Here is a 24,346-nt window from a genome sequence, read left to right as displayed (position 1 = left end):
CGCAAAAAAGTCAAAAAAACCCCTTGTCGAGCTGGTTGTTATGGTTTACGTTTACGTCAAGGTCATTGAAGACTGGTTCGACAACAAAAACAACAGGGCATTAGCCCACAGCAAGAGGATTTACTATGAGCCAGGAGTTCGTGTTAGAAGCGCGAGGTCTGACCAAGGAGTTTCGCGGCTTCACTGCTGTTGACTCGGTAGACCTTAAAATCAAAGAAGGCACCATTCATGCCTTGATCGGGCCGAATGGGGCAGGCAAGACCACGGTCTTCAACCTTCTGACCAAATACCTCACCCCGACCCGTGGGGACATCCGCTATCGTGGCAAATCCATCAATGCCATGAGCTCCAACGAGATTGCCCGCCTGGGCATGGTGCGTTCCTTCCAGATTTCCGCAGTCTTCCCGCACATGACGGTACTGGAAAATGTACGTGTCGCTCTGCAGCGCCCCATGGGCAATTCCTTTCACTTCTGGAAGCATGAAAAAGTGCTGAACCAGTTGAATGATCGGGCCATGGAATTGCTGGATTCAGTGGGGCTGGCGGAGTATGCCGACATCACCACCGTGGAGCTGCCTTACGGGCGTAAACGTGCCCTGGAGCTGGCAACAACCCTGGCTCTGGAGCCTACCGTGATGCTGCTGGATGAGCCGACTCAGGGCATGGGGCATGAGGATGTAGACAAGGTGGTTGAATTGATCCGCAAAGCAGCCCAGGGGCGCACTGTGCTGATGGTTGAACACAACCTGGGCGTGGTCAGCAAACTCTGTGACAAGATTACCGTTCTGGCTCGCGGTGCGGTCCTGGCTGAAGGTGACTATGCCAGTGTTTCTGCCGATCCCAAGGTGCGTGAAGCCTATATGGGCAGTGATGATACTGAAGTACAGGGGGCCCACTGATGAGCAGTAACGCCAACAAGAATTATGAAGACCTGCGTATTCAGGATCTGCACGCTTTTTATGGTGAGTCCCATATCCTGCACGGCATCGATCTGCACGTGAACCGGGGCGAACTGGTGACCCTGTTGGGTCGCAACGGAGCCGGACGCAGCACCACCCTGAAATCGATCATGAACATGGTCGGTAAACGCACCGGCTCCATCATGATCAATGGTGAAGAGACCATCAACACTTCACCCCACCATATTGCCCGTCTGGGTGTCGGCTATTGCCCGGAAGAACGCGGTATTTTTGCCAGTCTGAATGTCGAGGAAAACCTGCTGTTGCCTCCCACGGTACGCAGTGACGGCATGAGTCTGGATGAAATCTACGAAATGTTCCCCAATCTCTATGAGCGGCGCAAGAGTGTCGGCACCCGCTTGTCCGGTGGTGAACAGCAGATGCTGGCCATGGCCCGGATTCTGCGCACCGGCGCACGCATGCTGCTGCTGGACGAGATCACCGAAGGTCTGGCTCCGGTAATTGTGCAGAAGCTCGCAGAGGTTCTGGAAATGCTCAAAAACAAGGGCCTGACCATCCTGCTGGTGGAACAGAACTTCCGTTTTGCAGCGCCCATTGCCGATCGTCACTACCTGATGGAACACGGCCAGATCGTGGAAGAAATCAGAAAAGACGAACTGGAAACCAAAAAAGAAATTCTGAACACCTACCTGGGCGTGTAAAACGCCGGGTAACAAGAACATGGATTTATCTTAGCTGCTGGCTATTCACGGATGAAAAACACAACAACAACAATGCGAAAAGCCTAGCAAGGCATCGGAGTAAAAATAATGAAAATGATGAAAACTGCACTAGCAACAGCAATTGTGTCCAGTCTGTTCATGGGAGTCACGGCTCATGCGGACGGTCATGAAATTTCCGACAACGAACTGCGCATCGGCTATCTGGCCGACATGTCCGGCACCTATCGTGACCTGGCTGGCCCCAATGGCGAAGAAGCACTGAAAATGGCCATTGAAGACTTTGGCGGCAAGGTGAAAGGCAAGAACATCACCGTCACGAGCGCCGATGACCGCAACAGCCCGGATGTGGCCTCCAGCACCGTGCGTGAGTGGATCGAAAGCGACAAGGTCGACATGGTTCAGGGTCTGGTGGCTTCTTCGGTCACTATCGCCTCCACCAAGGTGCTTAACGGCACTGACACTATGGGTCTGGTAAACGGCTCTGCAGCCTCTAGCATCACCAACGAACACTGCACCCCCAACCACATCCACTGGACTTATGACACCTATCCTCTGGCCAATGGTACGGCTTCTGCTGTAGTGGCTGAAGGTGGCAAATCCTGGTTCATGGTCACAGCTGACTATGCCTTCGGTCATGCCCTGGAAAGCGATGTAACCCGCGTTGTGGAATCCAATGGTGGTGAAATCGTGGGCGGTGTGCGTCATCCTCTGTCCACCGATGACTTCTCTTCCTACATGCTGCAGGCCCAGTCTTCCGGCGCTGACGTGGTCGGCTTGGCCAATGCCGGTGGCGATACTGTGAACTCCATCATCACTGCTGGCGAATTCGGCCTGGCACAAGCGGGTCAAACCGTTGCTGCCCTGCTGCTGTTCCTGACCGATGTTCACGCTCTGGGCGCGGAAACAGCCCAAGGCATTCAGCTGACCACCGGCTGGTACTGGGATAAAGACGAAGATGCACGCGCCTGGGCGGATCGTTTTTATGATCGCACCGGTGACCGTCCTTCCATGGTTCATGCCGGTATCTACTCCAGCACCATGCACTACCTGAAAGGCGTGGAAGCCACTGGCAGTGACAAGGCATCTGATGTTCGTGCCTGGATGGCGGATAACGAAATCAACGACATGTTCGCCAAAGGCGGCTATGTCCGCGAAGACGGCCGCATGGTTCACGACATGTACCTGGCTGAGGTGAAAACACCTGCAGAATCTGAAAACGAGTGGGATCTGTACAAGATCGTTCGCACCATTCCAGGTGATGAAGCCTTCCGTCCTTTGTCGCAAAGCAAGTGTTCACTGGTTAAGTAATCAACCTGCTTGAACCTTCAATACACTTGATACCTCGGTAATAAAGCGGGGCCAAATGGCCCCGCGATCCAAGCCAAAATGTTAGGGGATGGTACGCAGATGACCATGATTTTTGGAGTGCCCGCAGCCGCATTTTACGGGCAGTTGCTGCTGGGGCTAATCAACGGTGCTTTCTACGCACTTTTAAGCCTGGGGCTGGCGGTCATTTTCGGCCTGCTGAAAATAATTAACTTTGCTCATGGTGCCCAATACATGCTGGGGGCCTTTGCGGCCTACCTGCTGCTGAACACCCTGGGGATTAACTATTGGGTGGCTTTGTTTTTGGCTCCCATCATTGTTGGCGCCCTCGGGGTTGTCATAGAGCGCTTTTTGCTGCGCCGTATTACGCACATCGATCATATTTACGGGCTGCTACTGACGTTTGGTTTGGCTTTGGTCATTCAGGGCACTTTCACCAACTGGTTTGGTGTTTCCGGCAGCCGTTATCCGGTTCCTGAAGCTCTGCAGGGTGGGATCAACCTGGGCTTCATGTTTCTTCCTCTTTATCGTGCCTGGATTGTTGCCGTTGCACTGGTGGTTTGTTTCGGGGTCTGGTTTCTGATTGAAAAAACCAAACTGGGCGGCTATTTGCGCGCCGGTACCGAAAATTCGGCACTGATGCAGGCCTTCGGGGTTAATGTCCCTCTTCTGGTGACCCTGACTTATGGCTTTGGTGTTGGCCTGGCTGCCCTGGGTGGAGTTCTGGCGGCACCGGTTTACTCGGTTTCCCCCGATATGGGCAGTAACCTTCTGATTGTGGTCTTTGCTGTGGTGGTGATCGGCGGTATGGGTTCCATTGTCGGGTCCATTCTGACCGGCCTGATGATGGGGATCGTCGAAGGCCTGACCAAGGTTTACTATCCCGAAGCATCCAGCGTGGTGATTTTCCTGGTAATGATCATTGTTCTGCTGGTGCGTCCTTCAGGACTCTTTGGAAAGGGGACTTAAACAATGGCCACGACTGAAACCAAAATGACGGCTGCACAAGCCAGCAAACAAGCTGAAAACCGTCGCCGCTATATTCTTTACGCAGTGCTTCTGGCATTGGCATTGGTGGCTCCTTTTGCTGCCTACCCGGTCTTTTTGATGAAGATCCTGTGCTTTGCCCTCTTTGCCTGTGCCTTTAACCTGTTGCTGGGTTATGCGGGTCTGCTGTCCTTCGGGCATGCAGCCTTCCTGGCCACCGGTGGCTATATGACCGGCTTTCTTTTGTCCAACTATTCCATCACTCCGGAAGTGGGCATTATCACCGGCACCCTGGCGGCCACGGTACTGGGCACCTTCTTTGGTATCCTCTCGATCCGTCGTCAGGGCATCTACTTTGCCATGATCACTCTGGCTCTGGCGCAGATGATCTTCTTCATGTACCTGCAGGCGGATTTCACCGGGGGTGAGGATGGTCTGCAAGGCGTGCCACGCGGCCATTTGTTCGGTATTTTTGATCTGTCCAACAACCTGATCATGTACTACTTCGTGCTGGCTGTTTTCCTGTTCGGCTTCCTGCTGATCCAGAGAACCGTGCATTCACCTTTTGGTCAGGTACTGAAAGCCATTCGTGAAAATGAGCCACGCGCCATTTCCCTGGGTTACAACACGGATATCTATAAGCTGGTGGCTTTTGTGCTCTCCGCAGCCCTGGCCGGACTGGCCGGTTCCACCAAAACCGTGGTCTTCCAGCTGGCTTCTCTGGGCGATGCCCACTGGCACATGTCCGGGGAAATCATCCTCATGACGCTGGTGGGTGGTGTCGGAACCCTCTTTGGGCCGGTTCTGGGGGCCACCTTTGTTCTCACGTTGGAGCACTGGTTATCGCAAAGCTTCCTGGGCGACTGGGTGGATGTCATCCTCGGGGTGATCTTCGTGGTGGTGGTGCTCACCTTCCGCGCCGGTATCGTCGGGGAAATCCAGAAATTCATGAAAAAGAACTTCAAGTAAGCTTTTAGCTTCTCCTTTGCTCAGTGGGTCACGTCTCTGTGCCCTTGCTTGACCTGCCGGGAAACCGGCGGGTCTTTTTTGTGTCGGTTGAGCAGAGTTTTATTGACCTGCTACTAGAGAAGCGCCTAGAGTTTATGGATCGATACGTTAAGAGATGCATCCAATGAAACACTATCCCAGCAGCTTCCTGTGCAGTTTCTTCCTTTTGATTTGGATGATCAGTGGTTCTGCACAAGCGCAAAACCGGTGTGAGAGTTTTGCCCAGTTGGAAAAGGTTGACGGGCCGGTTCGAGTCAGTGAAGAGGGAACTCCTTTTCCACAGCGAATTACCGATTTGCCCCACTCGCTCTGCCCAGGTGACAAGGTACAAACCGTAGCCAAGGCTCGGGCGCATATCAGCCATCCGGGAGGGCAGATGGTGCTCTCCGAAAACAGCCTTTTGGTGGTCAATTCCATTGAAGAAGTGGAGCTGGAAGAAGGTGCGGCTCTGTTTGATATTGCCAAACGCGAAGAAGGCCGCTTTACAGCGCGCACACCCCTGGTGGTGATCGGTGTTAAAGGCACCCGTTTTCTGGTCTCCAGAAATCAAGAGCGTAACGACATTGCTCTTTTTGATGGTGAAGTGAATGTTGAACGCCGGGATGGAAAAGAAATGGCCTACTACCAGGCCAAATCCATTGATGACATGACCTTTGCCGAATTCCAGGCTTATCAGCGCCGCGAATTCCAGGAATTCCGGGACAGTTTCAACCAGGAATTTGAGGATTATAAAAAACAGGTGATGGCTGAATTTTCCACCTTTTGTCGGGATGTGGACATGAAACCAGGCCGCCAGTTAACCCTGGGCAGTGTGGATGGCAAACCTGAAGCCGTGGGCGCCCCAGTGGACAAAGGCTACTCCGCCTTGAAGGATGATCTGGGTTCCTGGCTGCAGTGATGCACTCCAGTTTTCATCTGCTCCGCAGTCAGTGGCGGCTCTGGCTGCTTCTTTTGGGCCTTCTGCTGGCTGTCTTCCTGCTCAGCTTGCGCCCTCCGGTGATGGTGCAGGCTTTATCCAGCGCCCTGAGTGATGACTTCTATACCTGGAACAGCCGCAGCTACCCGGACAAGCTGGTGTTTGTGGATGTGGAAAACACCAGTGTTCAGGCTTATGGGCGCTGGCCCTGGCCGCGCAGCCTGGTTGCCGAAGGCCTGGCAAAGATGCACCAGGCTGAAGTCATCGGTGTGGACATTGCCTTTGCCGAGCCGACCCGCCCTGAAGAAGATCAGCAACTGGCAGAGGTCATCAGCGGTTTGCCAGCCATAGGTGGCAGCTTTCTCAATGGCCCCCAGGCGCGTTTACTGAATGAGTCTGCCTACGGGCGGGTGCTGGATTCCTCCCTGATGCAGGTCAGTGAAGCCCAACTAATCGAAAGCCAGCAACTGGAGTTACCCGTTTCCCCGATTTTGGAAGCCTACCCGGTTTTGTCCGCCCTGAATATTGAGCCGGATGCCGACCAGCGTTTTCGGCATTACCCTCTGGCCTTCTGGGTCAAGGATGCCGCCTATCCCAACCTGGGTGTGCAGATGTGGCGCATGGCGCGAATGCAGGATCTGGCCCTGGAAGGCCAAACCGCCACCCTGGGGGATCGCAGCCTGCCGGTGGATGAACTCAACCGCATCAAGCTGAACTTCTACCCTGAAGGTGATTACCAGCGTCTGACCTTTGCCGAACTCATGGCTGACGACTGGGACCCGCAAAGCCTGGCGGGCAAATGGGTGATTCTGGGCATCAGTGAAGCGGGAGTCACGGATCTGCGCTCCACACCCGTGGGGCAACTGCCCGGGCCTTTGGTGCACATGACCTTTGTCGCCAATCTGCTGGATGACAGTCTCCTGCAGGATCTTCAGGGTCTGGCTCTGCTGGCGGTACTGGCCGTTTGCATGGTCATTCTGCTGGGCCTGTTGCAGCAGCATAGAACCCTGCTGCGCTTTATCGGTTATGGAATCCTGGTGGCCGGTATTTACGGGGCCGGGGTGCTGCTTTATCTGCAGGCCGATCTCTGGCTGGAAATCTTCTATCCGCTGCTGCTGGTTTTGGCCCTGATCATCAGTGGTGAGCTGTGGCTGTTCATGCGAAACAAGGCCCGGGCCGATCAACTGCGCTCGGCTTTTGGCAGCTACGTGGCTCCGGCTCTGGTGGAAAAAATCGTCGGGCAGAGCAGTGAGCTGGAACTGGGTGGCAAACGCCAGCAACTCACCCTGCTGTTTTCCGATTTGCGCAACTTCACGCCCACCACCGAAGCTCTGGAAACCGAAGAACTGGTCAGCCACCTGAATAACTATTTTGATGCCATGATCAATGCCCTCCAGGCCTATCAGGGCACGCTCGACAAACTCATGGGTGATGCCGTGATGGGGCTCTTCAATGCCCCCCTGAAAGACACAGATCATGCCTACCATGCCTGCCTGGCCGCTGCCGCCATGCAGCACGCTCTGGTGGATTTCAATGCCGACTTCCCACAAGGCGATGTGCGGCGTCTGGCGATGGGCATCGGGGTCAACACCGGGGAAGGGGTGGTGGGTAATATCGGCGGCCAGAAGCGTTTCAACTACACCGCCATCGGGGATGTGGTCAACGTCGCGGCACGTCTGGAAAGCGCCACCAAGGAAGAAAACAGCAAATGGAAAGCCGCTGTGGCCGCAGGCGAAAATAAACCCTGTGCCAGCGTGGACATCCTGCTGGGTGAAGCCACCTACGAAGCCGTCAAGGATCGTCTGCCCTGTCACTTTGTCGGCACCCTGGATCTGAAAGGCAAATCCGAAGGTCTGCCCGCCTGGGCACTGGACTGGCAAGCCCTGGACCCTGCCTGGTTGCAAGCAGAGGCCGTGAGTGAAGACTTGCGTTAAGTGTCCAGCCCATATATTCTTTTAGGTAATTTACAGAAAGCGTTTTATTACCTTTTAAAGAATCTTGGAGACCTAGGATGAAGCTACAGCAGCTCAGATACATCTGGGAAGTGGCCCACCATGACCTCAACGTTTCAGCCACCGCGCTTAGCCTGTTCACCTCTCAGCCGGGCATCAGCAAACAAATCCGCCTTCTGGAAGATGAACTGGGCGTGGAAATCTTCGCCCGCAGCGGCAAGCACCTGACCCGGGTTACTCCCGCCGGAAAAATGGTCATCGACCTGGCCGGGGAAATGCTGCGCACGGCGGACAACATCAAAAGAGTCGCCCAGGAATTCAGCAATGAAAAACGCGGCAGCCTGATTCTTGCGACCACCCACACCCAGGCCCGCTTCATCCTGCCCGAAGTCATCAGCCAGTTCATGGAAAAATACCCGGATGTGACCCTCAGCCTTAAACAGGGCACACCGCCGCAAATTGCCCAGATGGTCTCGGACGGGGAAGCCGACTTGGCCATCGCCACCGAATCCATTGCCAGCTACAACGACCTGGTGACCCTGCCTTGCTACCAGTGGAACCGCTGCATCCTGGTGCCCAAAGACCACGCCCTGGCCCAGGAAAAAAACCTCACCCTGGAAAAACTGGCTGAATACCCGCTGGTCACCTACATCAGTGGCTTTACCGGGCGCGCCAAGGTGGATGAAGCCTTTGCCAAAGCCGAACTGGAACCCAAAATCGTCTTCACTGCCGCCGACTCGGACGTCATCAAAACCTACGTGCGCCTGGGTGTGGGCATTGGCATCGTCGCCCACATGGCCGCCGATGAAAACGAGCAGGACCTGGCGGTACTGGATGCCAGCCATCTTTTTGAACCCAGCATCACCCGCCTGGGCATCCGGCGCGGCACCTTCATGCGCGGCTATTTCTACGATTTCATCGAAAAACTCGCCGCCCACCTGGACCGAGACACCCTCGACCAGGCCCTGGTGGCCGGAAGCCGCCAGGAAATCGACCAGATGTTTGCCGGACTGGAACTGCCGAAACGTTAAGAAAACCTTTATACTAGGCAGGTCAAATCTCTGAATTCAACCAAGAACGAAAGGATCATTATGGAACTGGCCTGCCTGGATCTGGAAGGGGTACTCATCCCCGAAATCTGGATCGCCTTCGCTGAAAAAACCGGTATTGAAGAACTCAAAGCCACCACCCGCGACGTACCCGACTACGACGTCCTCATGCGCCAACGCCTGCGCCTCCTCGACGAAAACGGCCTGAAACTGCCCGACATCCAGGCCGTCATCGCCGAACTCGAACCCTTGCCCGGTGCCATCGAATTCACCAACTGGCTGCGCGAACGCTTCCAACTCGTCATCCTCTCCGACACCTTCTACGAATTCGCCATGCCCCTGATGAAACAACTGGGCCACCCGACCTTGCTTTGCCACAAACTGGAAGTCGATAAAGACGGGCGAGTCAGCGATTACAAACTTCGCCAACGCGACCCCAAACGCCAAAGCGTACGCGCCCTGCAACTGCTCAACTACCGCGTGATCGCAGCCGGTGACTCCTACAACGACACCACCATGCTCGCCCAGGCCGAACAAGGCATCCTCTTCCATGCCCCGCAAAACGTCATCGAAGAATTCCCACAATACCCCGCTGTCCATACCTATGAAGACTTGAAAAAAGCCTTCATCAACGCCAGTGAAAGAGATATCACGCTTTAAAAAGAGGTACTTATGTCCACGACCCTGAAAGGCAAACGCATCTGGATCACCGGTGCCAGCTCCGGCATCGGCGAAGCCACCGCCCGCAAACTCGCCAGCGAAGGAGCCAGCCTCGTCCTTTCCGCCCGCCGCAAGGACCGCCTGGAAAAACTCGCCGAAGAACTGCAAGGGCAGGGCACCCAGGTTACCTTGGAACCCGTGGACGTCTCCAAACGCCAGGACATGGAAGCCCTGGGCGAGCGCCTCAAACAACAAGGCGGCATCGACATCCTCATCAACAACGCCGGCACGATGCCCCTGAGCCCCATCGTCAATGGCCGCGTCGACGAATGGGAACAGATGATCGACGTCAACATCAAAGGCGTCCTCTACGCCATCAACGCCGTCTACCCCGGCATGGCCGAACGCAAAAGCGGCCACATCATCAACATCAGCTCCGTGGCCTCCCGCGTCACTTTCCCCAGTGCCGGTGTCTACTCAGGCACCAAGTACGCTGTACGCGCCATCTCCGACACCCTGCGCAAAGAAGCCATCCGCTTCAACGTGCGCGTCACCGACATCCAGCCCGGCTCCGTGGACACCGAACTGCCGGACTCCATCCAGCATGAAAAAATCCACAACGCCGTCAAAACCAATATGTACGGCGAAGACATGGCCATCCTCAAATCAGACGACATCGCCAACGCCATCTACTACGCTCTAAGCCAACCGGAACACGTCGACATCAGCGAACTGCTGATTCGACCCACAATCCAGGAGGGCTGAATGCTCATCTATATCCACGGCTTTGCCTCCAGTGCCCACGGCACCAAAGCCCAACAAATGCGTGACTGGTGCAAAAAGGAAGGGATTCCTTTTATTGCACCGACTCTACCCTACATTCCTGAGCTGGCTATCGACACCCTGCACGACCTGGTGGTCAGCTACCAGAAACTGGGCGAACCGGTTGCCCTGATCGGCTCCTCCCTGGGGGGCTTCTACGCCACCTGGCTGGGCCATCATTTCAACCTGCCCTACGTGCTCATCAACCCAGCGGCTGAAGCCTGGCTCAGCCTGGAAAAAGCCGAAGGCCTGGTGGAAAACTACCACGACGGTGCCCGCTTTGAATGGACCCACCAACACAGCCGCAGCCTGGAAACCTACCGGGTCGATAACCCGGAAACCAGCAAGTGCTTACTCCTGCTGCAAACGGGCGACGAAGTGCTGGACTACAATAAAGCCCTCAAAGCCTATACCCACGCCGAAACCATCCTGGAAGAAGGCGGCGACCACAGCTTCCAGGGCTTTGAAAACCACCTCAAAACCATCACCGACTTTTGTCGCAAAAACACCGTTTCAGGTTGAGCTTAATCACTCAATCAGTTAAAAAGTAAGAACCAAAACGCAAACAAGGATGTTAGCCCATCGCCAACATTCCGGCGGTAGCGTGCTGCCCCTTGCCCTTGTGCCCAAAAAGGAAAACAGGTAAAAAGCCATTAGAGATGATCGCAAAGGCAGCAAGAACAGCCCGAAAGCGACTAAAAAAACAGCCTGAAGGGATCGCCCGCCCAGACAGCAAAAGGCCAGGGAAAGCCGGATCTTAAAAAGCAAATTCCCTAGCCCCCACCTCTGAGCCAGCGGCCGTTCAACATGCGGTTATGCGACAGCTGTGCCGTCCGCATAACCGCTTAATAGTTATGTATCAATATGAAGTTTGAGAATCATGGATAATTGCACAAAAGCATATGTAATCAGTAGATTGCAAGAGAGTATCTTGAACAAGATATTGCAAAGGAAGTCTCTCGAAGAGCTGATGCCTTTGTATCAAGAGATTTCGGCTCTCCCAGGTACTCCCGTAGAACCTTGTTTCAGTTGTGCAAGCTGTTATGACTACGTTTTTTACAATAAATTGCTTCTTAATGTTGCCAATCAAAAACAAATGGATCGGAGTAGTCTAGAAATAGAGCTGCATAAGTGGAAGAAAATACAACTTCATGATGACATTCTTACGTCATTAAAGAGAAGTAGCAGAACGAAATTTGGATACGAAAAATATTTGCCGAATAGAAAAGTCGTTTACTTTGATCAAAACATGTTGTCTGACTATGACAATGATGTTTATGTTTATGAAACAATAAATAGATTAAAGAAAAGTTTTGATATCTGCTATAGCCCCTCTCATTTGGAGGAGATAAATAAGGCAAGCACGACTGATGATGTAAAAAGGTTGTTAGCTAAATTAACTGAGTTGACTCGAAACTTGGTCGTGTTGCCTAGTGAAAATGGGCACTTTTATGCAATAGAAAAACCTGATTACGGCCTTGATAGAGTGAACGCATACCCAGGAAGTACAGAAACGGTAGAAAGTTTAAAGTTTATTTCCTCCAGGGAAAGGACTTTATTTCTAAGCAAGTATGACACGGAGTATCACAAAAAAGCTATAGGTAATAATGACAATATCTTTGACTCTTTGAGTGACGAAGACTTCCATGAGCTTTTGTTTTTTACTCGTTCTTCATTTGCTACTAAATCGAGCATGAAAGAAAATGAAAGCCGAAATGAGTTTCTGCACGCAGTCTATACGCTTTTTGGTATGCTGGATTTGCTTTCTTATAGAGTCGATAGTCAGGAGAGAACGATTAAAAGTAGCGCTCACGATATTGAGCATGTTATTTATGCAAGTGAAGCAGATTACTTTATCACCAAAGACAAAAAGCTTTATATGCGTGCCAAGCAAGTTTATAAATTTCTAGATATAAAAACATCTGTGCTTAATCATCGCGACTACTTAGAAAAACTTGAAACTGCTACATAACAAGTTGCTGCACGCGGAAAATGTACTTGCCCCGTTTTAGTGGACACCTTCAGTCATCACTGGAGGTGCTACAATGCCACGATACAACAACCCCAAAAAAACGCGTCAGTACAGCTTTGAATTCAAGCGCAAAGCCGTTGAAATGAGTCAAGAACCGGGTGTCCAGGTTCAAGAAGTTGCACAGCGTTTGGGTATTCATCCTTTTATGCTGTCACGTTGGCGAAAAGAATATCGTGAGGGGCTGTATCCATTGCGCTCACCACCCAAAGGCAAATCATTGAAAAAAACACGCAAGCCAGCTAAGCCTGATTCGGACAATGCCGAGCTGAAAAAACTGAGAAAGGAAAATAGTCGACTAAAACTGGAGGTCGACCTGCTAAAAAAGTGGCAACGGTTTCTCGCGGAACAACGCAGGAACGCTACCGATTCATAAAGCAGCACCACCAGCAATTGGGCATTCGTTTTCTATGTCGCTGGCTGAAGGTATCCCACAGCGGCTATTACGCCTGGCTGAAACGCCCTGAATCGATGCACAAGCAACAAGATCGAATGCTCAGGCATCAGGTCCTTCAGACTTTCTCAGCCAGCAAAGGCCGCTACGGTGCTCCGCGTATTCATCAACAATTACGCCAGGACGGCACCTGTATTGCTCGTAAGCGAGTGGCCCGGCTGATGCGTGAAATGGGCCTGAAAGCGCGGGTGGCGCGGATTTACCGTCGAACACCAGGTATCACGCGGTTTTATGCCAAACATCAGAACTTATTGCTGGAACAAGGTGCTCCACAACAGATGGATCAGCAGTGGGTGGGCGACCTGACCTACATCCGAGTGGGTCGTCAGTGGCGCTATTTGTCAGTGGTCATGGACAAGCACTCAAGACGCATACTGGGTTGGAAGCTAGGCACTCAGAAGACAGCAGCTCTGACCTGTAAAGTACTCAGACAAGCCTTGAATGCACGAAAACCCAAGGCAGGCTTGATCTTCCATACGGATCGAGGTGTTGAATACGGTGCTCATGAAGTCCAGGACCTGCTGAAAAAGCAGGGCATCCTGAGCAGTATGAACCGCCCTGGTTGCTGCACCGACAACGGTTATATGGAATCCTTCTTCCACTCACTAAAGGCAGAGTTAATACATGGAAGACACTTTAATACCGATGAACAGTTGAAGCGTGCCGTGAATGAATACATTATTGGCTTCTACAACCCGAAACGCCTGCATTCTGGTCTTGGTTACCAAAGCCCAGTAGAGTATGAGAAAAATGCAGCTTAACCAACAGGTGTCCGTTTTATCGGGGCAAGATCAAAATTACTCGCTGCGCTCCTAATTTTCCGGTGAGCAAGGCGTTCAGGCTGTAGAAAAACCTAAGAGGTTTCAGTTTTTGAAAATTTTTCTCGCTCCTGCGTAAAATCTGAAGCTATTGATGATAAAAAGTTCTTCAGAATTTACGTAGGGTCGGCATTTTTAGTACAAAAAATGATAAATTTTTTAGGCTGAGGTTTTACTACAACCTCGTTAAATACCATGGAGGCATCGTGTACAAATTAGAGTTTGAGAAGGCAGTAGAGAGAACAAAAGCTTTTAAGTTGGAGTGTCCGGAAGTTGTATTTTTCGGTGGAACATTGCTTACTGCTGAAAGAATGAAAAAATTTCCTTATGTATTAAGAGATGCAGTTGGTGAAATTAGCATTGAAGAACTTGTGGCTCAGTGTCTATCCATTCACTATCGGTTATCTGAAGTAATGGCTGAATTATTCGATACACCATGTTATTTCACAATTGGGTATGTAGATACAGTTGATCGCTTAATGTTCCATCAAAGCGAGCAAGACCTTAGGGAATTATTGCAATCAGGTATCAATGGTTCATCTTTGAATATACATGCTTGGTTAACATTGCCAACTATGGAGATTATGGATTTTTCATTACCTACTAGCTATGCCATCGTAAATGAAATGAAAGAAGGTATTGGTGGTCTAATTGCGACTCATGCTGATAGTCTGACCAGTGGCATGAAATACCATCCCATGCTAGTTGGTGAGGACTTCCTACGAAAATGTGGTGGGCTAATTGAGTTCGGCATTTAACAAGCGCATATTGTCGGACTGGTTTTCCGCTGCGCTCCAAACCAGCCGCAAATGCGAGCGTTTTAGCTACAAGGAGTTACACATTGCATGCCAATTTTTGAACTGTTCTCAAAGCGACAAAAAAAGTTGAGGGGAGAAGTCCCGGACGTATATCAATATGAAACCCTTGAGCAAAGTTTTCGAGTTCAGGTTGTCCATATAATCCGTGACACTATAGGCGTTGAGCAGAGCTATAACAATACTACTAACGGCGTTTACAAAGAAATTCATCGGGTGCTTTGTAAAGAGTATGGCGTATTCTCTTTAAAGGAATACTCTAACTCAAATTTTGAATCCGTTTTTGAATTCTTCCTAAATGAAAAAAACCATGAAAAATGCCTTGACATAATCGAACTTGCGTTTCGTATTATTGATACGTATGTGCGTGAGCGAGAGTGGGACTTTCGTAATGCAGCAGGTGTATCCCAAAAGCCTGATGATGCAATTGACGAGTTGAATTCGAGGTTCAAAGAGGCGGGAATCGGTTACCAGTTCGAGTCTGGAGAACTAATCAGGGTTGATTCGCAATATGTACACTCTGAGGTTGTTAAGCCTGTGTTGCGCTTGCTAGGCAAAAATAAAAATTATGCGGGTGCAAATGATGAATTCTTATCTGCGCATGAACACTATCGCCATAAACGATATAAAGAGAGCCTAAATGACTGCCTGAAATCATTTGAAAGCTTGATGAAGGCTATCCACGAAGAGCATGCATGGACTTTTAATAAAAACGATACCGCGAAGAAATTAATTAATAGTTGTCTCGCTAATGGCTTGGTACCCGAGTATCTACAAAACCAGTTTTCCTCTGTTCGTGCCCTGCTCGAAAGCGGCATTCCAACGGTCCGGAATAAAGAGGGTGGTCATGGGCAGGGAGCTGAAGTTACATCTGTTCCAGAGCACTTGGCTAGCTATACCCTACACCTTACAGCTACCAACCTATTGTTCTTGGCTAAGTGTGAAGAAAAGTACAGCTAACAAGGCGTTGCTGCCGGAAAAATTTTCCGCAGAGCGCAGCGTTAGCCATAAGGAAACCTTGAGCATGAACCGGAAAATTTCCACAGCCCTCGGCTTCGTGCTGATAGCCGGGATTGCCTACGGCGGATACCGCATCCTTTCCTGGATTGCAGGTTCGATTCAGGACGTGAATCCGAGCATCGGCGCGTCGCTAATTGCCGGTACGGCAACAGTTATATCGTCCGTTTTCATCGCGTCCTACAACTCGCGGCGGGCCAAAGAAAAAGTAGCTTTTGAGGCTCATCGAGAAAAGAAAGCGGAAATCTACAACGAGTACATGGAGATGGTGATTCAGCTGATGCGAAATACGAAAGCAGGGAAGGAGGGAGAAGCTGTGCTTCCGGACAACGTCGAAGAGTTCTTCTACAACTTTACCGCCAAAGTTACTGTGTACGGCGGCCCTGGCGTGGTGAAAGCCTATTCTGAATGGCGTACCGCATCTGCCGATGGAGACAGCGGCGGTAGAAGTCTTCTGCTGGTGGATAAGCTCTTCCGGGAAATGCGGAAAGATTTAGGAGAAAGTAATAAAGGAATAGCTGCCAATGAGTTGCTTGGGCTTTACATTATTGGCGGTAAGAGTGAGGTAGCGAAGGCGGCTAACAAAGCCATTAACGCGGACAGCTAAAGACAGTCGCTTCGCTTCGTCTTTCGCTGCCGGTTATGGCCGACGTTCTGGCTGTAGAAAAACCTCCTGTAGTGGTTCAATGATTCTGGACACCAACGTAGGTGGTAATATTACCACCCTAAACGAGGTGTCTGATGACCAAGAAACGACGTTCATTTTCTCCTGAGTTCAAGCAGGAAGCCGCCAGCCTGGTGCTGGATCAAGATTACACCTTTGCCCAGGCAAGTAGGTCCCTTGGCATTGGTGTAGGCCATGAACTCTTTGCCATTGATGGCTGTAAAATGCGCTCCAATGCAGCCAAGGAATGGTCAGGCACCTTTAAAGAGTTGAAAGAGAAGCGCAACAAACTCAAACATCTGGTCCGTCACCATCTGAATGAACACCAGGAGCGTGATACCTGGGAAAGCGAGGAAGAACTGGATCAGGATATCCGCAAGGCCCAAACCATCCTGACCCTGAATGAAGCCGCTGAAAAGGTTGATTGCGTAAACCGCTGAAGGTTGCCACCCATTCCATTTCAAAGCTGCCACCCGGACCGCGGCAAAGCTGCCACCCCAGGTGATGCTCAATGCGGGGTTTTCATTGTTATTCCGAAGGTGGGTTTTCAGTCAACTTTTTTCGCTTTTTTCTCATTGATTCCCCTCTTAAATTGATCTTGTAGGCGTTGTGTACCAGTCGATCCAGGATCGCATCAGCCAGGGTGGCATCACCGATGACACCGTGCCATTCCTCAACGGGCAGCTGGCTTGTGGCGATAGTTGAACGTCGGCCTTGTCGATCCTCCATGACTTCCAACAGGTCCCGACGGTTTTCTGCGGTCATCTTCATGAGTCCCCAGTCGTCCAGAAGCAGCACATCAACCTTGGCCAGGTTGGCGAGCAGGCGGGGGTATTGACCATCACCCTTGGCTACGGATAGCTCGTGGAACAATCGGTTCAGGCGAACATACTGGGCGGTGTAGCCTTCTCGACAGGCTTTGTGTGCCAGAGCGCAAGCCAGCCAGGTTTTGCCCACACCGGTTGGCCCTGTGATCAGTAGATTCAGGTGCTCCTTGATCCACTGACAGCTCCCCAGGGATTGAATGAGTCCCTGGTCCAGCCCCCGCGGACTGCGATAGTCAATGTCCTCAAGGCTGGCCGTGTGCCGGAGTTTGGCTCGCCTTAATCGACTGCTCATGCGCCGGTTTTCTCGCTCGGTCATCTCTCGATCCACCAGTAGGCCCAGTCGCTCTTCAAAGCTCATTTGTTCGCTTTCAGGTGTGAGGGACAGGTCGGTTAGAGCCGCTGCCATGCCATTGAGTTTGAGGGCGTGGAGTTTGTCCAGAGTGGGGTGTTTTAACATGATGAAGATCCTTTAATGGTAGTAGGCAGGGCCACGAATATTGTCGTGCTGATCCGGTAGGGAGAGCTCTTCCTGGATGTCCAGCGGTTGCTCATCCAGCCGGTGCTTGAGGATGGATTCGATGCTTTTGTAGCGGTAGCTACCCAGCATCAGGGCTCTTTGGCAGGCTGACTCCAGCCGTTTCTCACTGTAGGCCTTGCCCAGCCTCAGGATCCCCAGACAGGCTCGGTAAGCTTGTTGAGGGTGCTTGCGATGCGCAAGCGCCTTGATAATCATCTGCTCGGTTGCCGGGCCCGTTTTCGCAGCCCATTTCACCAGTCGCTCGGGGGTCCATTCACCGGCCTGGCGGTGGGCTTCAGGCATGTGTGCGGTCACCGTGGTATGACGACCCTTATGGGCACTGCGCTGATGGCTGGCAACGCGCTGGCCTCGATAAAAGACCTCAAGGGTGTATTCAGTGACTCTCAGCTCCACCTCCTTTTTTACCAGGCTGCAAGGAACCGAGTAATAGTGCCCCTCAAAGGCTACGTGGTAGTCCATGTGGACTCGTGCCTTCTTCCACTGGGCATAGGTGTAGGGTTCCGCAGGCAGGGGCTGTAGAGCCGGACGATCGATGGTTTCAAAGTGCTCCTGGCGATTGCCAGGCAGTTTGCGGAAGGGGCGCTGATTCAGCAGGGTGAGCAGTTCGCGGATGGAAGCGTTTAACTGACCCAGAGAGAAGTGTTGTCGGTGTCGCAGGGCCGCCAGGATCCAGCGTTCAACGATCAGCACACCGCCTTCAGCTTTGGCCTTGTCGCGGGGTTTACGAACCCGTGCAGGCACAACCGAGACCCCATAATGGGAGACCATGTCCTGGTAGGTTGGGTTCAGATCGGGTTCATACCGGTGAGCCTTGGTGACACCGGATTTCAGATTGTCTGGAACCACGAGCTCAGGCACACCACCCAGGAACTCAAAGGCACGAATGTGAGAGTGGATCCAGTCTGGCAGCTTCTGCGACCAGGTGGCTTCAGCAAAGGTGTAATTGGATGCCCCCATGACCGCAACAAAAATCTGAGCTTCACGGATCTCGCCTGTGTTGGGATCAATGACGGGGGCTGTCTGACCTGCATAATCCACAAAGAGCTTTTCACCGGCTCGGTGATTCTGACGCATCACCAGATCCAACTTGCCTTGCCAGCTCCGATAGTGATCACAGAACCAGCTGTATTGATAACCCTCAGGATTGGCCGCACGGTACTCCTGCCACAGCAGGAAGAGGGTGGTTTTAGGGAATTTAAGCTCCTGATGGATCTGCTGCCAATCAGGTAGGCCTCTGGCCTGAGCAGGCAAGTCAGGCGCTGGAGGAAACAGCTTCTGCTCCAACCTGGACTCATCCATCTCAGCGGGCAAGGGCCAGTTCAGACCCGCTTCTGAAAAACGTCGCAGATACTCGCTCACAGTCGGGCGACTGATACCACAGGTTGCAGCAACCTGCCGGTTACTGAGCCCCCTGTCCCATTTGAGACGCAGGACTTCTTTAATCTTACGCATGGATAACCTCTTGGCTGGCATCTGCTCATCTCCGAATGAAATGAAGTCAGATTACCGGTTAGTTATCCCGCAGGGAGCATCAAAAAAGGGAGATTCAGGCTCACTGCTCAGGTGGCAGCTTTGCCGTGGAATCAGTGGCAGGCTTCGCGTGGAATGGGTGGCAGCTTTCGTCTGGAATCAGTGGCAGGCTTGGTCTGGAATACGCAGGTTGATCGCTTCCTAAAGACCAACACCCCAAGGAAGGGGCAAAGTAAAAGAGGCAAGGAAGTCAAAAGCAACATCAGTGATGTTAATGGCCAACTAAACTGCCCCCCTTGGGGGTCAAAATAAATGGCCATTGACATCCCACTCAATGACAAGCGGCCACCCAGCTACACCGACTGGATGAAACACCGTGTGGAAAGTCCCCAGGGCAAGCAGATCTACAGCCACCGGATGTCAGTTGTTGAGCCGATTTTCGGCAACATCGGTACCAGCAAAAGACTCAGCCGCTCAGCCTGAGAAGCAAAGCCAAGGTGCAAGCCAATGGCAACTCTATTGCCTGATCCACAACATTGAAAAGCTCGCCCACTATGGCAAGCTGGTTCAATAAAGCAGTAGAGCGAGGGCCAAGTCAGCCCCGAAAATAGACTCTGCAAGCTGTATAAACACTGGCTTACAGAAGAAAAAGCCTGAAAAGGCCAGGAAATACGGAATCACAAGCGGTTGTCGGCAAAAACCGGCAACTGAAAAATGAACAACAGAGATCGAGCTGTTGGTAGGGAAAGCTGGCTGGAAAGAGGTTTTTCTTCAGCTCGTTGGGCATTGGGATTCAGGAAGGTAGGAGGGCTTGGTGGATAAAGTTGTGGTGCGGAGCAGTTGGGTGAACATCTGGTTGAGCTACAGCCGAGAGGCTAGTAAATTCAGACTAGTTAAAGAGGTGCTTAAGAGCGGCAGCTCCGGCCAGCGGTTGAGCGCTGCCCTTTCTGCCCTTGGCTTTATTGCTGCGTGTCTTTGGCTTTTCCTAGGAGAGCGAGATATTGTATCCATGCTCGCTGTCATTGTTACTGAGGTAGCTTTGCTTTTCTTCTGGGATCAGATGAAGGCTGGCGCTGTCGGTAATATCTCGGCGTTTACAGACGACGACCATAACCGCTCATCCCGTTACCAGCTCTTCAGGAAGGCGATTGAGAGAGAGAAGATCGAAGCTCAAGAAATTGAAATGCATCTTGACCTCTTGCAGGCAGAGATTGAGTTTGCAAACACGGGGTCCGGAAATTCAAAGCGAGTTGCGTTATTTGGGGTTCCGCTCTTAGTTGGGCTTGTTGTCGGGCTAGCGGCAGAAATTGGAGATATCCGGGCGCTTTTGTTGGTCTTTCTCTTTGCTCTCGGCGGATTCATAATCGCGTATGTTTTCGCCTCTGCAGTGAGGACGAAGGAAGAGGCGCTGCGCGAGCTCAAGACGTTCATGCTTCTGTATCTGCTGGAAGGGCAGGCAGGAGCGACACCATCTAGGTCTTCTCAGCAAGAGGAGGTGGAGCTGCCTTAAGCGAAGCGTTAAGCCCAACAAGACGTCGAACCCGACGACTCCATCTCCGACGGAGCCGCGGGTTAACTTCGGCGTTATATCGCAAGGAGAGTGAAGTGTTTGAGGTAGTAAGGGCTGTTTTTCCTAATGATTTAAGAGATGTTCTTAATCTGTATAATGAGTATGTTAACAGCACCTCGGTAGATCTTTCTTTCCAAGGTAATGATCAGGAATTTAACCACTTGCCTGAAAAGTACAGCTCTGAAGAGTCAAAGATCTTTTTGGTGAAAAAAGACAGCAAACCTGTTGGATGTGCTGCATTTCGGAGACTGGATGAGTCTGTCTGTGAAATGAAGCGAGTTTATATCCAACCAAGTGTTCGTGGCCGCAATCTAGGTAAACTGCTAGTTGATAGAGTGTTGCAAGAGGCTGTTATCAGTGGCTACAGAAAAATTTGTTTAGATGTTCTTCCAGAGTTCAGAACTGCCTTGAAATTATACAAGTCATATGGATTTGTTGAGCATCCACCCGTAACGAACAACCCAGTTCCAGGAACACACTTTTTGGGTTTGGATTTAGAGCAATATAACCAAGTATTGCAGCGGACGAGCCGCTGAATGCTGCGTTTGCAGTCGCTACCAAACTAAATTGACACGCGTCACGTGACGCAATACGCTTTGCTGTATGATCAAATCCTTCGCTGATAAACGGACTCAAGAGCTTTACTCCAAAGGCATGTCAAAAAAGTTTCCTGCGGATATTGCGCCCAGAGCCGCCAGAAAACTTGAATACGTGAATCTGGCCAATCAGCTGGAGGATTTGAAAGTGCCGCCCGGTAATCGTCTTCACCCACTAACGGGAAACAGACAGGGGCAGCACGCAATTTCAATAAATGATCAGTGGCGCATCTGTTTTCGTTTTGAAGATGGCGATGCGTATGAGGTCGAAATCTGCGACTACCACTGAGTGAGGTGATGACTATGGCTATTTCAAATACTACCGGCATGCAGCGCAAGCCGACCCATCCTGGTGAAATGTTGAGAGAGGATTTTCTGCTGGACTATGGCCTGACCGTTACAGGGTTGGCTGAATCTCTGGGTGTCTCTCGCCAGTCAGTTAATGAATTAATGTGTGAACGTCGTGCTGTCAGTCCTGAAATGGCGCTTCGACTTGCTCGTTTGTTTGGTAATTCTCCAGAATTCTGGCTGAATGCGCAGCGATCTGTTGATCTTTGGGCGGCGGCTCAGTTGATCAAAGAAGAAGTAGATCGGATCAAGCCGCTAAATGCTGCATAACCAGTGGTGCTGTGTCGATAGGGATAATTTCGTGTACTTGTTTGAAACGGAAAGATTGATTGCAAAGGAGCTGTCTCACCAGGATGTTCCTGTGCTGGCCAAAATTCTGAGCGATCCTGAAGTTATGAAGTTCTCCGTTCGTGGAGTTTGCGATGAGGAAACCACCAGGAAATTTGTTGACTGGTGTCTTGAATGCTATTCATCCCACGGGGTCGGCCCATGGGCCTTGTCCGAGAAAGGGTCAGGCGATTTTATTGGTTTCTGTGGTGTTGGGCCTGAGCTGGTCGGTGAGGTTGAGGAAATTAATCTGGGTTATCGATTGGCACGCAGATTCTGGAATCAGGGGCTTGCAACTGAAGCGGTCAGGGGTGTGATGCAGTATGCCTTCAACCAAAAACACTGTGAGTCAGTGGTTGTTATCATTGAACCGGAACATACAGCATCCGTCAGGGTGACCGAGAAGGCTGGGTTTGGCGACTATACTGTTCAGGAGTTTCATAGTCGGCCGGTGCGGCTGTATCGAATGATGCGCGAAGACTGGGTACTGCATCACAAAAGCATTAATTGGTAGAGAAATGAAACCAGTCATTCAGGAAGAAATAAGCGGTTGTGGTATTGCTGCATGCGCTGTTTTAGCTGGTATCGGCTATGCAGAAGCTAAACGTAAGGCAAATGCATTGGGCATTGATGCTGCAGATACCTCCCTCTGGTCGGAGACTGCGCACGTCCGCAGGCTTCTGCGGGAGCTTGGTATCTCTGTGTCCCCCAAGAAGACACCCTTCGAGTCTTGGGAGCACCTTCCAGACAAAGCCCTTATGGCTATTAAATGGCGCAAAGAGCAGGGTAAACCCTTTTGGCATTGGGTTGTGTTTGTTCGAGATAATGGCGAGGCAAAAGTGCTGGACTCTAAAAAAGCACTGAAATCAAACATCCGCCAGGATTTCGGACGCATTAAACCCAAGTGGTATATTGAGGTATCCAATTAATTAGGTGCAGTGGTTTTCTGTTTAAAGGGTTAAGGACACCGGCAGGGTTATGGACGAAACGATAAACTTTGAGACTGTGCGCTTTCCAGCTGCTGACGGATTCATGTTGTCAGGAAGCTATTTTCCTTCTTCTGATCCTGGAGGGGGCAGGCCTGTACTTATATGTCCTGCCACTGGGATTCGGCAATCATTTTATTATGCATTTTCCCATTGGTTAAGTGAGGAAGGCTATAGCGTCTTGGTTTTTGACTATAGAGGTGTTGGTTCGTCACTTGCTGAATCTCATGTGAAGAAATCCAAGGCTCGGAAACAGGATTGGGGCGAGCTGGATATGCCAGCCGCCTTAGAATGGCTCTTGAGTAAGACAGGCACCGACCAGGCTATTTTGATTGGCCACAGTGCTGGTGCTCAGCTGGTGGGGTTGATGCCGAATCATGAGTCGATAAGTCATTTGGTTGCAGTTTCTGCATCTTCTGGATACGTTGGAAATATAAAGTATCCCACCCGATTGGCGGCGTTATTTTTTACCTTTGTTTATATTCCTTTGGCTGTTAGGTGCTTGGGATATGCACCTGCCAAATGGATTGGCTGGGGAGAGGATCTACCTCCCATGGTCGCGCTGCAGTGGGCAAGATGGTGTCGTACCCCAGGCTATCTTGAAAGTGATTTTGGCGAGGGCGTGGAGCATGACTACTACAAGAAACTAACTTGCTCTATTACATTGTTTTCTGCTGATGATGACCCTCTTGCCACCAAAGATAATATAAGGGACTGGCTGAGACTAATGCCCTTGACTGCCAAGGAAATCGTGCCTTTAAGTCCGGGCGCATTGGGCTGTGGCCCTATAGGACATGTCAATATGTTTAGGCCTTCTCGCCGCAAGGTATGGCCGTTGATTCTCAACGATCTTCAGGTGCAGAGGCTCTAGCTTTCAAGAGAAGGTTCCATGGCTATTGAATCCTGGTTTGCATTTGTCATTGCTTCAACGATTTTGCTGGTTATTCCCGGCCCGACAATCCTGGCCGTGATCAGCTATTCGGTTACTCACGGTCACCGGGCCAATATTCCTCTGGTGGCTGCGGTAGCGCTTGGCGACTCCACGGCCTTGTTTGCTTCCATCGTGGGGTTGGGTGCGTTATTTGCAGTCTCTGCTTTTTGGTTCACAGCAGTGAAAGTGGTGGGTAGTTTGTACCTGCTTTACCTTGGCATTCAATTGTTTCGTTCAGGCTGTATACCCACTGAAATGGCGGAGCTGGCGTCTGATTCTTCGCGTTTGAAGTTGTTCACCAACACCTATTTGATCACTGCACTCAACCCCAAAGGTATTGTTTTTTTCATAGCCTTTCTCCCTCAATTCATCACGCCGGGTGAAAGCGGGGTGCTTCAAATGTGGTTGCTTGCGGGTACCTTTGTTGCTTTGGCTGCCCTAAACGCCACGCTTTACACGGTTTTTGCCTCCTACGCTCGTCGACTGCTTGCATCGAGCAAAGCACAGCGCAGGTTTAAATTTGCCGGTGGGGCGCTACTTTCAACTGCTGGCATCTGGGCGTTGCTTGCAAAACGACCAACTGTTTAAAGGCTA

At 51.3% G+C, this 24,346-nt stretch carries 28 protein-coding genes and 1 pseudogene; 27 read left to right on the top strand and 2 right to left on the bottom strand.

What is annotated here, in order from left to right; translation table 11 throughout:
* Nucleotides 1–125: 125 nt before the first annotated feature.
* The 18 genes and pseudogenes from LG323_RS04290 to LG323_RS04205 all read left to right on the top strand — a co-directional run.
* Nucleotides 126–899, top strand: a complete 774-nt coding sequence (locus LG323_RS04290; protein ID WP_404419345.1) for an ABC transporter ATP-binding protein — start codon at nucleotides 126–128, stop codon at nucleotides 897–899.
* Nucleotides 899–1,621 (top strand): ABC transporter ATP-binding protein, encoded by a 723-nt coding sequence (locus LG323_RS04285; RefSeq protein ID WP_310695659.1) that lies wholly within the window; start codon nucleotides 899–901, stop codon nucleotides 1,619–1,621. The genes LG323_RS04290 and LG323_RS04285 overlap by 1 nt, the downstream gene beginning before the upstream one ends.
* Before the next feature lie 108 nt (nucleotides 1,622–1,729).
* Nucleotides 1,730–2,950 carry an ABC transporter substrate-binding protein gene (locus LG323_RS04280; protein WP_404419343.1) on the top strand — a complete coding sequence of 407 codons (1,221 nt, stop codon included), beginning with the start codon at nucleotides 1,730–1,732 and terminating at the stop codon, nucleotides 2,948–2,950.
* 99 nt (nucleotides 2,951–3,049) lie between these two features.
* Nucleotides 3,050–3,937 carry a branched-chain amino acid ABC transporter permease gene (locus LG323_RS04275; RefSeq protein ID WP_404419341.1) on the top strand — a complete coding sequence of 296 codons (888 nt, stop codon included), beginning with the start codon at nucleotides 3,050–3,052 and terminating at the stop codon, nucleotides 3,935–3,937.
* A gap of 3 nt (nucleotides 3,938–3,940) precedes the next feature.
* Nucleotides 3,941–4,924 carry a branched-chain amino acid ABC transporter permease gene (locus LG323_RS04270; protein WP_404419339.1) on the top strand — a complete coding sequence of 328 codons (984 nt, stop codon included), beginning with the start codon at nucleotides 3,941–3,943 and terminating at the stop codon, nucleotides 4,922–4,924.
* Between the two features lie 163 nt (nucleotides 4,925–5,087).
* Nucleotides 5,088–5,861, top strand: coding sequence for a FecR domain-containing protein (locus LG323_RS04265; RefSeq protein ID WP_404419337.1), 774 nt, complete (start codon nucleotides 5,088–5,090; stop codon nucleotides 5,859–5,861).
* The gene (locus LG323_RS04260) at nucleotides 5,861–7,813 is read left to right on the top strand and encodes a CHASE2 domain-containing protein (protein WP_404419335.1); all 1,953 of its coding nucleotides are present in this window, start codon (nucleotides 5,861–5,863) and stop codon (nucleotides 7,811–7,813) included. Before LG323_RS04265 ends, LG323_RS04260 begins: the two co-directional genes overlap by 1 nt.
* A gap of 77 nt (nucleotides 7,814–7,890) precedes the next feature.
* Nucleotides 7,891–8,862 carry an HTH-type transcriptional regulator CysB gene (gene cysB / locus LG323_RS04255; RefSeq protein WP_404419333.1) on the top strand — a complete coding sequence of 324 codons (972 nt, stop codon included), beginning with the start codon at nucleotides 7,891–7,893 and terminating at the stop codon, nucleotides 8,860–8,862.
* Nucleotides 8,863–8,922: 60 nt separating this feature from the next.
* Nucleotides 8,923–9,540 (top strand): bifunctional phosphoserine phosphatase/homoserine phosphotransferase ThrH, encoded by a 618-nt coding sequence (thrH, locus tag LG323_RS04250; protein ID WP_404419331.1) that lies wholly within the window; start codon nucleotides 8,923–8,925, stop codon nucleotides 9,538–9,540.
* A gap of 12 nt (nucleotides 9,541–9,552) precedes the next feature.
* Nucleotides 9,553–10,305: an SDR family oxidoreductase gene (locus LG323_RS04245; RefSeq protein WP_404419329.1), complete on the top strand. Its 753-nt coding sequence runs from the start codon at nucleotides 9,553–9,555 to the stop codon at nucleotides 10,303–10,305.
* Nucleotides 10,306–10,884: a YqiA/YcfP family alpha/beta fold hydrolase gene (locus LG323_RS04240; protein ID WP_404419327.1), complete on the top strand. Its 579-nt coding sequence runs from the start codon at nucleotides 10,306–10,308 to the stop codon at nucleotides 10,882–10,884.
* Between the two features lie 409 nt (nucleotides 10,885–11,293).
* Complete coding sequence (locus LG323_RS04235) at nucleotides 11,294–12,334, top strand: hypothetical protein (protein WP_404419325.1); 1,041 nt, start codon at nucleotides 11,294–11,296, stop codon at nucleotides 12,332–12,334.
* A 73-nt stretch (nucleotides 12,335–12,407) separates the two neighbouring features.
* On the top strand, nucleotides 12,408–12,767 hold the full coding sequence (locus tag LG323_RS04230) for a transposase (protein ID WP_310695182.1): 360 nt from the start codon (nucleotides 12,408–12,410) through the stop codon (nucleotides 12,765–12,767).
* On the top strand, nucleotides 12,719–13,606 hold the full coding sequence (locus LG323_RS04225) for an IS3 family transposase (RefSeq protein ID WP_404419323.1): 888 nt from the start codon (nucleotides 12,719–12,721) through the stop codon (nucleotides 13,604–13,606). The genes LG323_RS04230 and LG323_RS04225 overlap by 49 nt, the downstream gene beginning before the upstream one ends.
* A gap of 263 nt (nucleotides 13,607–13,869) precedes the next feature.
* Entirely contained in the window at nucleotides 13,870–14,421 is a 552-nt protein-coding gene (locus LG323_RS04220) for a hypothetical protein (protein WP_404419321.1), read from the top strand.
* A gap of 87 nt (nucleotides 14,422–14,508) precedes the next feature.
* Nucleotides 14,509–15,438, top strand: a complete 930-nt coding sequence (locus LG323_RS04215) for an STM4504/CBY_0614 family protein (RefSeq protein WP_404419319.1) — start codon at nucleotides 14,509–14,511, stop codon at nucleotides 15,436–15,438.
* Nucleotides 15,419–16,102: a hypothetical protein gene (locus LG323_RS04210; protein WP_404419317.1), complete on the top strand. Its 684-nt coding sequence runs from the start codon at nucleotides 15,419–15,421 to the stop codon at nucleotides 16,100–16,102. Before LG323_RS04215 ends, LG323_RS04210 begins: the two co-directional genes overlap by 20 nt.
* Nucleotides 16,103–16,236: 134 nt before the next feature.
* Nucleotides 16,237–16,347 (top strand): annotated as a pseudogene (locus LG323_RS04205) (transposase); the annotation flags it as partial.
* 340 nt (nucleotides 16,348–16,687) lie between these two features.
* On the opposite strand, the gene istB reads toward LG323_RS04205, so the two are convergent.
* Together istB and istA are read right to left on the bottom strand one after the other, a co-directional pair.
* Entirely contained in the window at nucleotides 16,688–17,443 is a 756-nt protein-coding gene (gene istB / locus LG323_RS04200) for an IS21-like element helper ATPase IstB (RefSeq protein WP_404416229.1), read from the bottom strand.
* A gap of 12 nt (nucleotides 17,444–17,455) precedes the next feature.
* Complete coding sequence (gene istA, locus LG323_RS04195; protein ID WP_404418318.1) at nucleotides 17,456–18,997, bottom strand: IS21 family transposase; 1,542 nt, start codon at nucleotides 18,995–18,997, stop codon at nucleotides 17,456–17,458.
* A 309-nt stretch (nucleotides 18,998–19,306) separates the two neighbouring features.
* Here istA and LG323_RS04190 point away from each other — a divergent pair, with 309 nt between their 5' ends.
* The 9 genes from LG323_RS04190 (at nucleotide 19,307) to LG323_RS04150 (ending at nucleotide 24,340) form a co-directional block, all read left to right on the top strand.
* The gene (locus LG323_RS04190; protein ID WP_404419315.1) at nucleotides 19,307–19,477 is read left to right on the top strand and encodes a transposase; all 171 of its coding nucleotides are present in this window, start codon (nucleotides 19,307–19,309) and stop codon (nucleotides 19,475–19,477) included.
* Nucleotides 19,478–19,808: 331 nt separating this feature from the next.
* Complete coding sequence (locus LG323_RS04185) at nucleotides 19,809–20,504, top strand: hypothetical protein (protein WP_404419313.1); 696 nt, start codon at nucleotides 19,809–19,811, stop codon at nucleotides 20,502–20,504.
* A gap of 95 nt (nucleotides 20,505–20,599) precedes the next feature.
* Nucleotides 20,600–21,100: a GNAT family N-acetyltransferase gene (locus tag LG323_RS04180; protein ID WP_404419311.1), complete on the top strand. Its 501-nt coding sequence runs from the start codon at nucleotides 20,600–20,602 to the stop codon at nucleotides 21,098–21,100.
* Nucleotides 21,101–21,167: 67 nt separating this feature from the next.
* Nucleotides 21,168–21,449, top strand: a complete 282-nt coding sequence (locus LG323_RS04175) for a type II toxin-antitoxin system RelE/ParE family toxin (RefSeq protein WP_404419309.1) — start codon at nucleotides 21,168–21,170, stop codon at nucleotides 21,447–21,449.
* Between the two features lie 14 nt (nucleotides 21,450–21,463).
* A complete protein-coding gene (locus LG323_RS04170; protein WP_404419307.1) occupies nucleotides 21,464–21,778 on the top strand; it encodes a HigA family addiction module antitoxin in 315 nt (104 codons plus the stop codon).
* A gap of 31 nt (nucleotides 21,779–21,809) precedes the next feature.
* On the top strand, nucleotides 21,810–22,349 hold the full coding sequence (locus tag LG323_RS04165) for a GNAT family N-acetyltransferase (protein ID WP_404419305.1): 540 nt from the start codon (nucleotides 21,810–21,812) through the stop codon (nucleotides 22,347–22,349).
* Nucleotides 22,350–22,353: 4 nt separating this feature from the next.
* Complete coding sequence (locus LG323_RS04160; protein WP_404419303.1) at nucleotides 22,354–22,764, top strand: hypothetical protein; 411 nt, start codon at nucleotides 22,354–22,356, stop codon at nucleotides 22,762–22,764.
* A 49-nt stretch (nucleotides 22,765–22,813) separates the two neighbouring features.
* Entirely contained in the window at nucleotides 22,814–23,692 is an 879-nt protein-coding gene (locus LG323_RS04155) for an alpha/beta fold hydrolase (RefSeq protein ID WP_404419301.1), read from the top strand.
* An 18-nt stretch (nucleotides 23,693–23,710) separates the two neighbouring features.
* Entirely contained in the window at nucleotides 23,711–24,340 is a 630-nt protein-coding gene (locus LG323_RS04150) for a LysE family translocator (protein ID WP_404419299.1), read from the top strand.
* The last annotated feature ends 6 nt before the right edge of the window (nucleotides 24,341–24,346 follow it).

Origin of the sequence: Marinospirillum sp. (assembly GCF_044810985.1) — a bacterium.
In the GTDB taxonomy this organism is placed as follows: Bacteria; Pseudomonadota; Gammaproteobacteria; order Pseudomonadales; family Halomonadaceae; genus Marinospirillum.
The sequence above is the reverse complement of the archived record's forward strand: the minus strand, read 5'-3'. Positions and strand labels throughout refer to the sequence as shown.

Coding starts and splice junctions, on each gene's coding strand:
- cysB (WP_404419333.1), top strand. CDS start 7,891: ATGAAGCTACAGCAGCTCAGATACATCTGGGAAGTGGCCCACCATGAC.
- LG323_RS04230 (WP_310695182.1), top strand. CDS start 12,408: ATGCCACGATACAACAACCCCAAAAAAACGCGTCAGTACAGCTTTGAA.
- LG323_RS04280 (WP_404419343.1), top strand. CDS start 1,730: ATGAAAATGATGAAAACTGCACTAGCAACAGCAATTGTGTCCAGTCTG.
- LG323_RS04285 (WP_310695659.1), top strand. CDS start 899: ATGAGCAGTAACGCCAACAAGAATTATGAAGACCTGCGTATTCAGGAT.
- LG323_RS04245 (WP_404419329.1), top strand. CDS start 9,553: ATGTCCACGACCCTGAAAGGCAAACGCATCTGGATCACCGGTGCCAGC.
- LG323_RS04160 (WP_404419303.1), top strand. CDS start 22,354: ATGAAACCAGTCATTCAGGAAGAAATAAGCGGTTGTGGTATTGCTGCA.
- LG323_RS04275 (WP_404419341.1), top strand. CDS start 3,050: ATGACCATGATTTTTGGAGTGCCCGCAGCCGCATTTTACGGGCAGTTG.
- LG323_RS04265 (WP_404419337.1), top strand. CDS start 5,088: ATGAAACACTATCCCAGCAGCTTCCTGTGCAGTTTCTTCCTTTTGATT.
- LG323_RS04150 (WP_404419299.1), top strand. CDS start 23,711: ATGGCTATTGAATCCTGGTTTGCATTTGTCATTGCTTCAACGATTTTG.
- LG323_RS04170 (WP_404419307.1), top strand. CDS start 21,464: ATGGCTATTTCAAATACTACCGGCATGCAGCGCAAGCCGACCCATCCT.
- LG323_RS04215 (WP_404419319.1), top strand. CDS start 14,509: ATGCCAATTTTTGAACTGTTCTCAAAGCGACAAAAAAAGTTGAGGGGA.
- LG323_RS04260 (WP_404419335.1), top strand. CDS start 5,861: ATGCACTCCAGTTTTCATCTGCTCCGCAGTCAGTGGCGGCTCTGGCTG.
- LG323_RS04175 (WP_404419309.1), top strand. CDS start 21,168: ATGATCAAATCCTTCGCTGATAAACGGACTCAAGAGCTTTACTCCAAA.
- LG323_RS04240 (WP_404419327.1), top strand. CDS start 10,306: ATGCTCATCTATATCCACGGCTTTGCCTCCAGTGCCCACGGCACCAAA.
- LG323_RS04190 (WP_404419315.1), top strand. CDS start 19,307: ATGGCCATTGACATCCCACTCAATGACAAGCGGCCACCCAGCTACACC.
- LG323_RS04290 (WP_404419345.1), top strand. CDS start 126: ATGAGCCAGGAGTTCGTGTTAGAAGCGCGAGGTCTGACCAAGGAGTTT.
- LG323_RS04155 (WP_404419301.1), top strand. CDS start 22,814: ATGGACGAAACGATAAACTTTGAGACTGTGCGCTTTCCAGCTGCTGAC.
- istB (WP_404416229.1), bottom strand. CDS start 17,443: ATGTTAAAACACCCCACTCTGGACAAACTCCACGCCCTCAAACTCAAT.
- LG323_RS04270 (WP_404419339.1), top strand. CDS start 3,941: ATGGCCACGACTGAAACCAAAATGACGGCTGCACAAGCCAGCAAACAA.
- thrH (WP_404419331.1), top strand. CDS start 8,923: ATGGAACTGGCCTGCCTGGATCTGGAAGGGGTACTCATCCCCGAAATC.
- istA (WP_404418318.1), bottom strand. CDS start 18,997: ATGCCAGCCAAGAGGTTATCCATGCGTAAGATTAAAGAAGTCCTGCGT.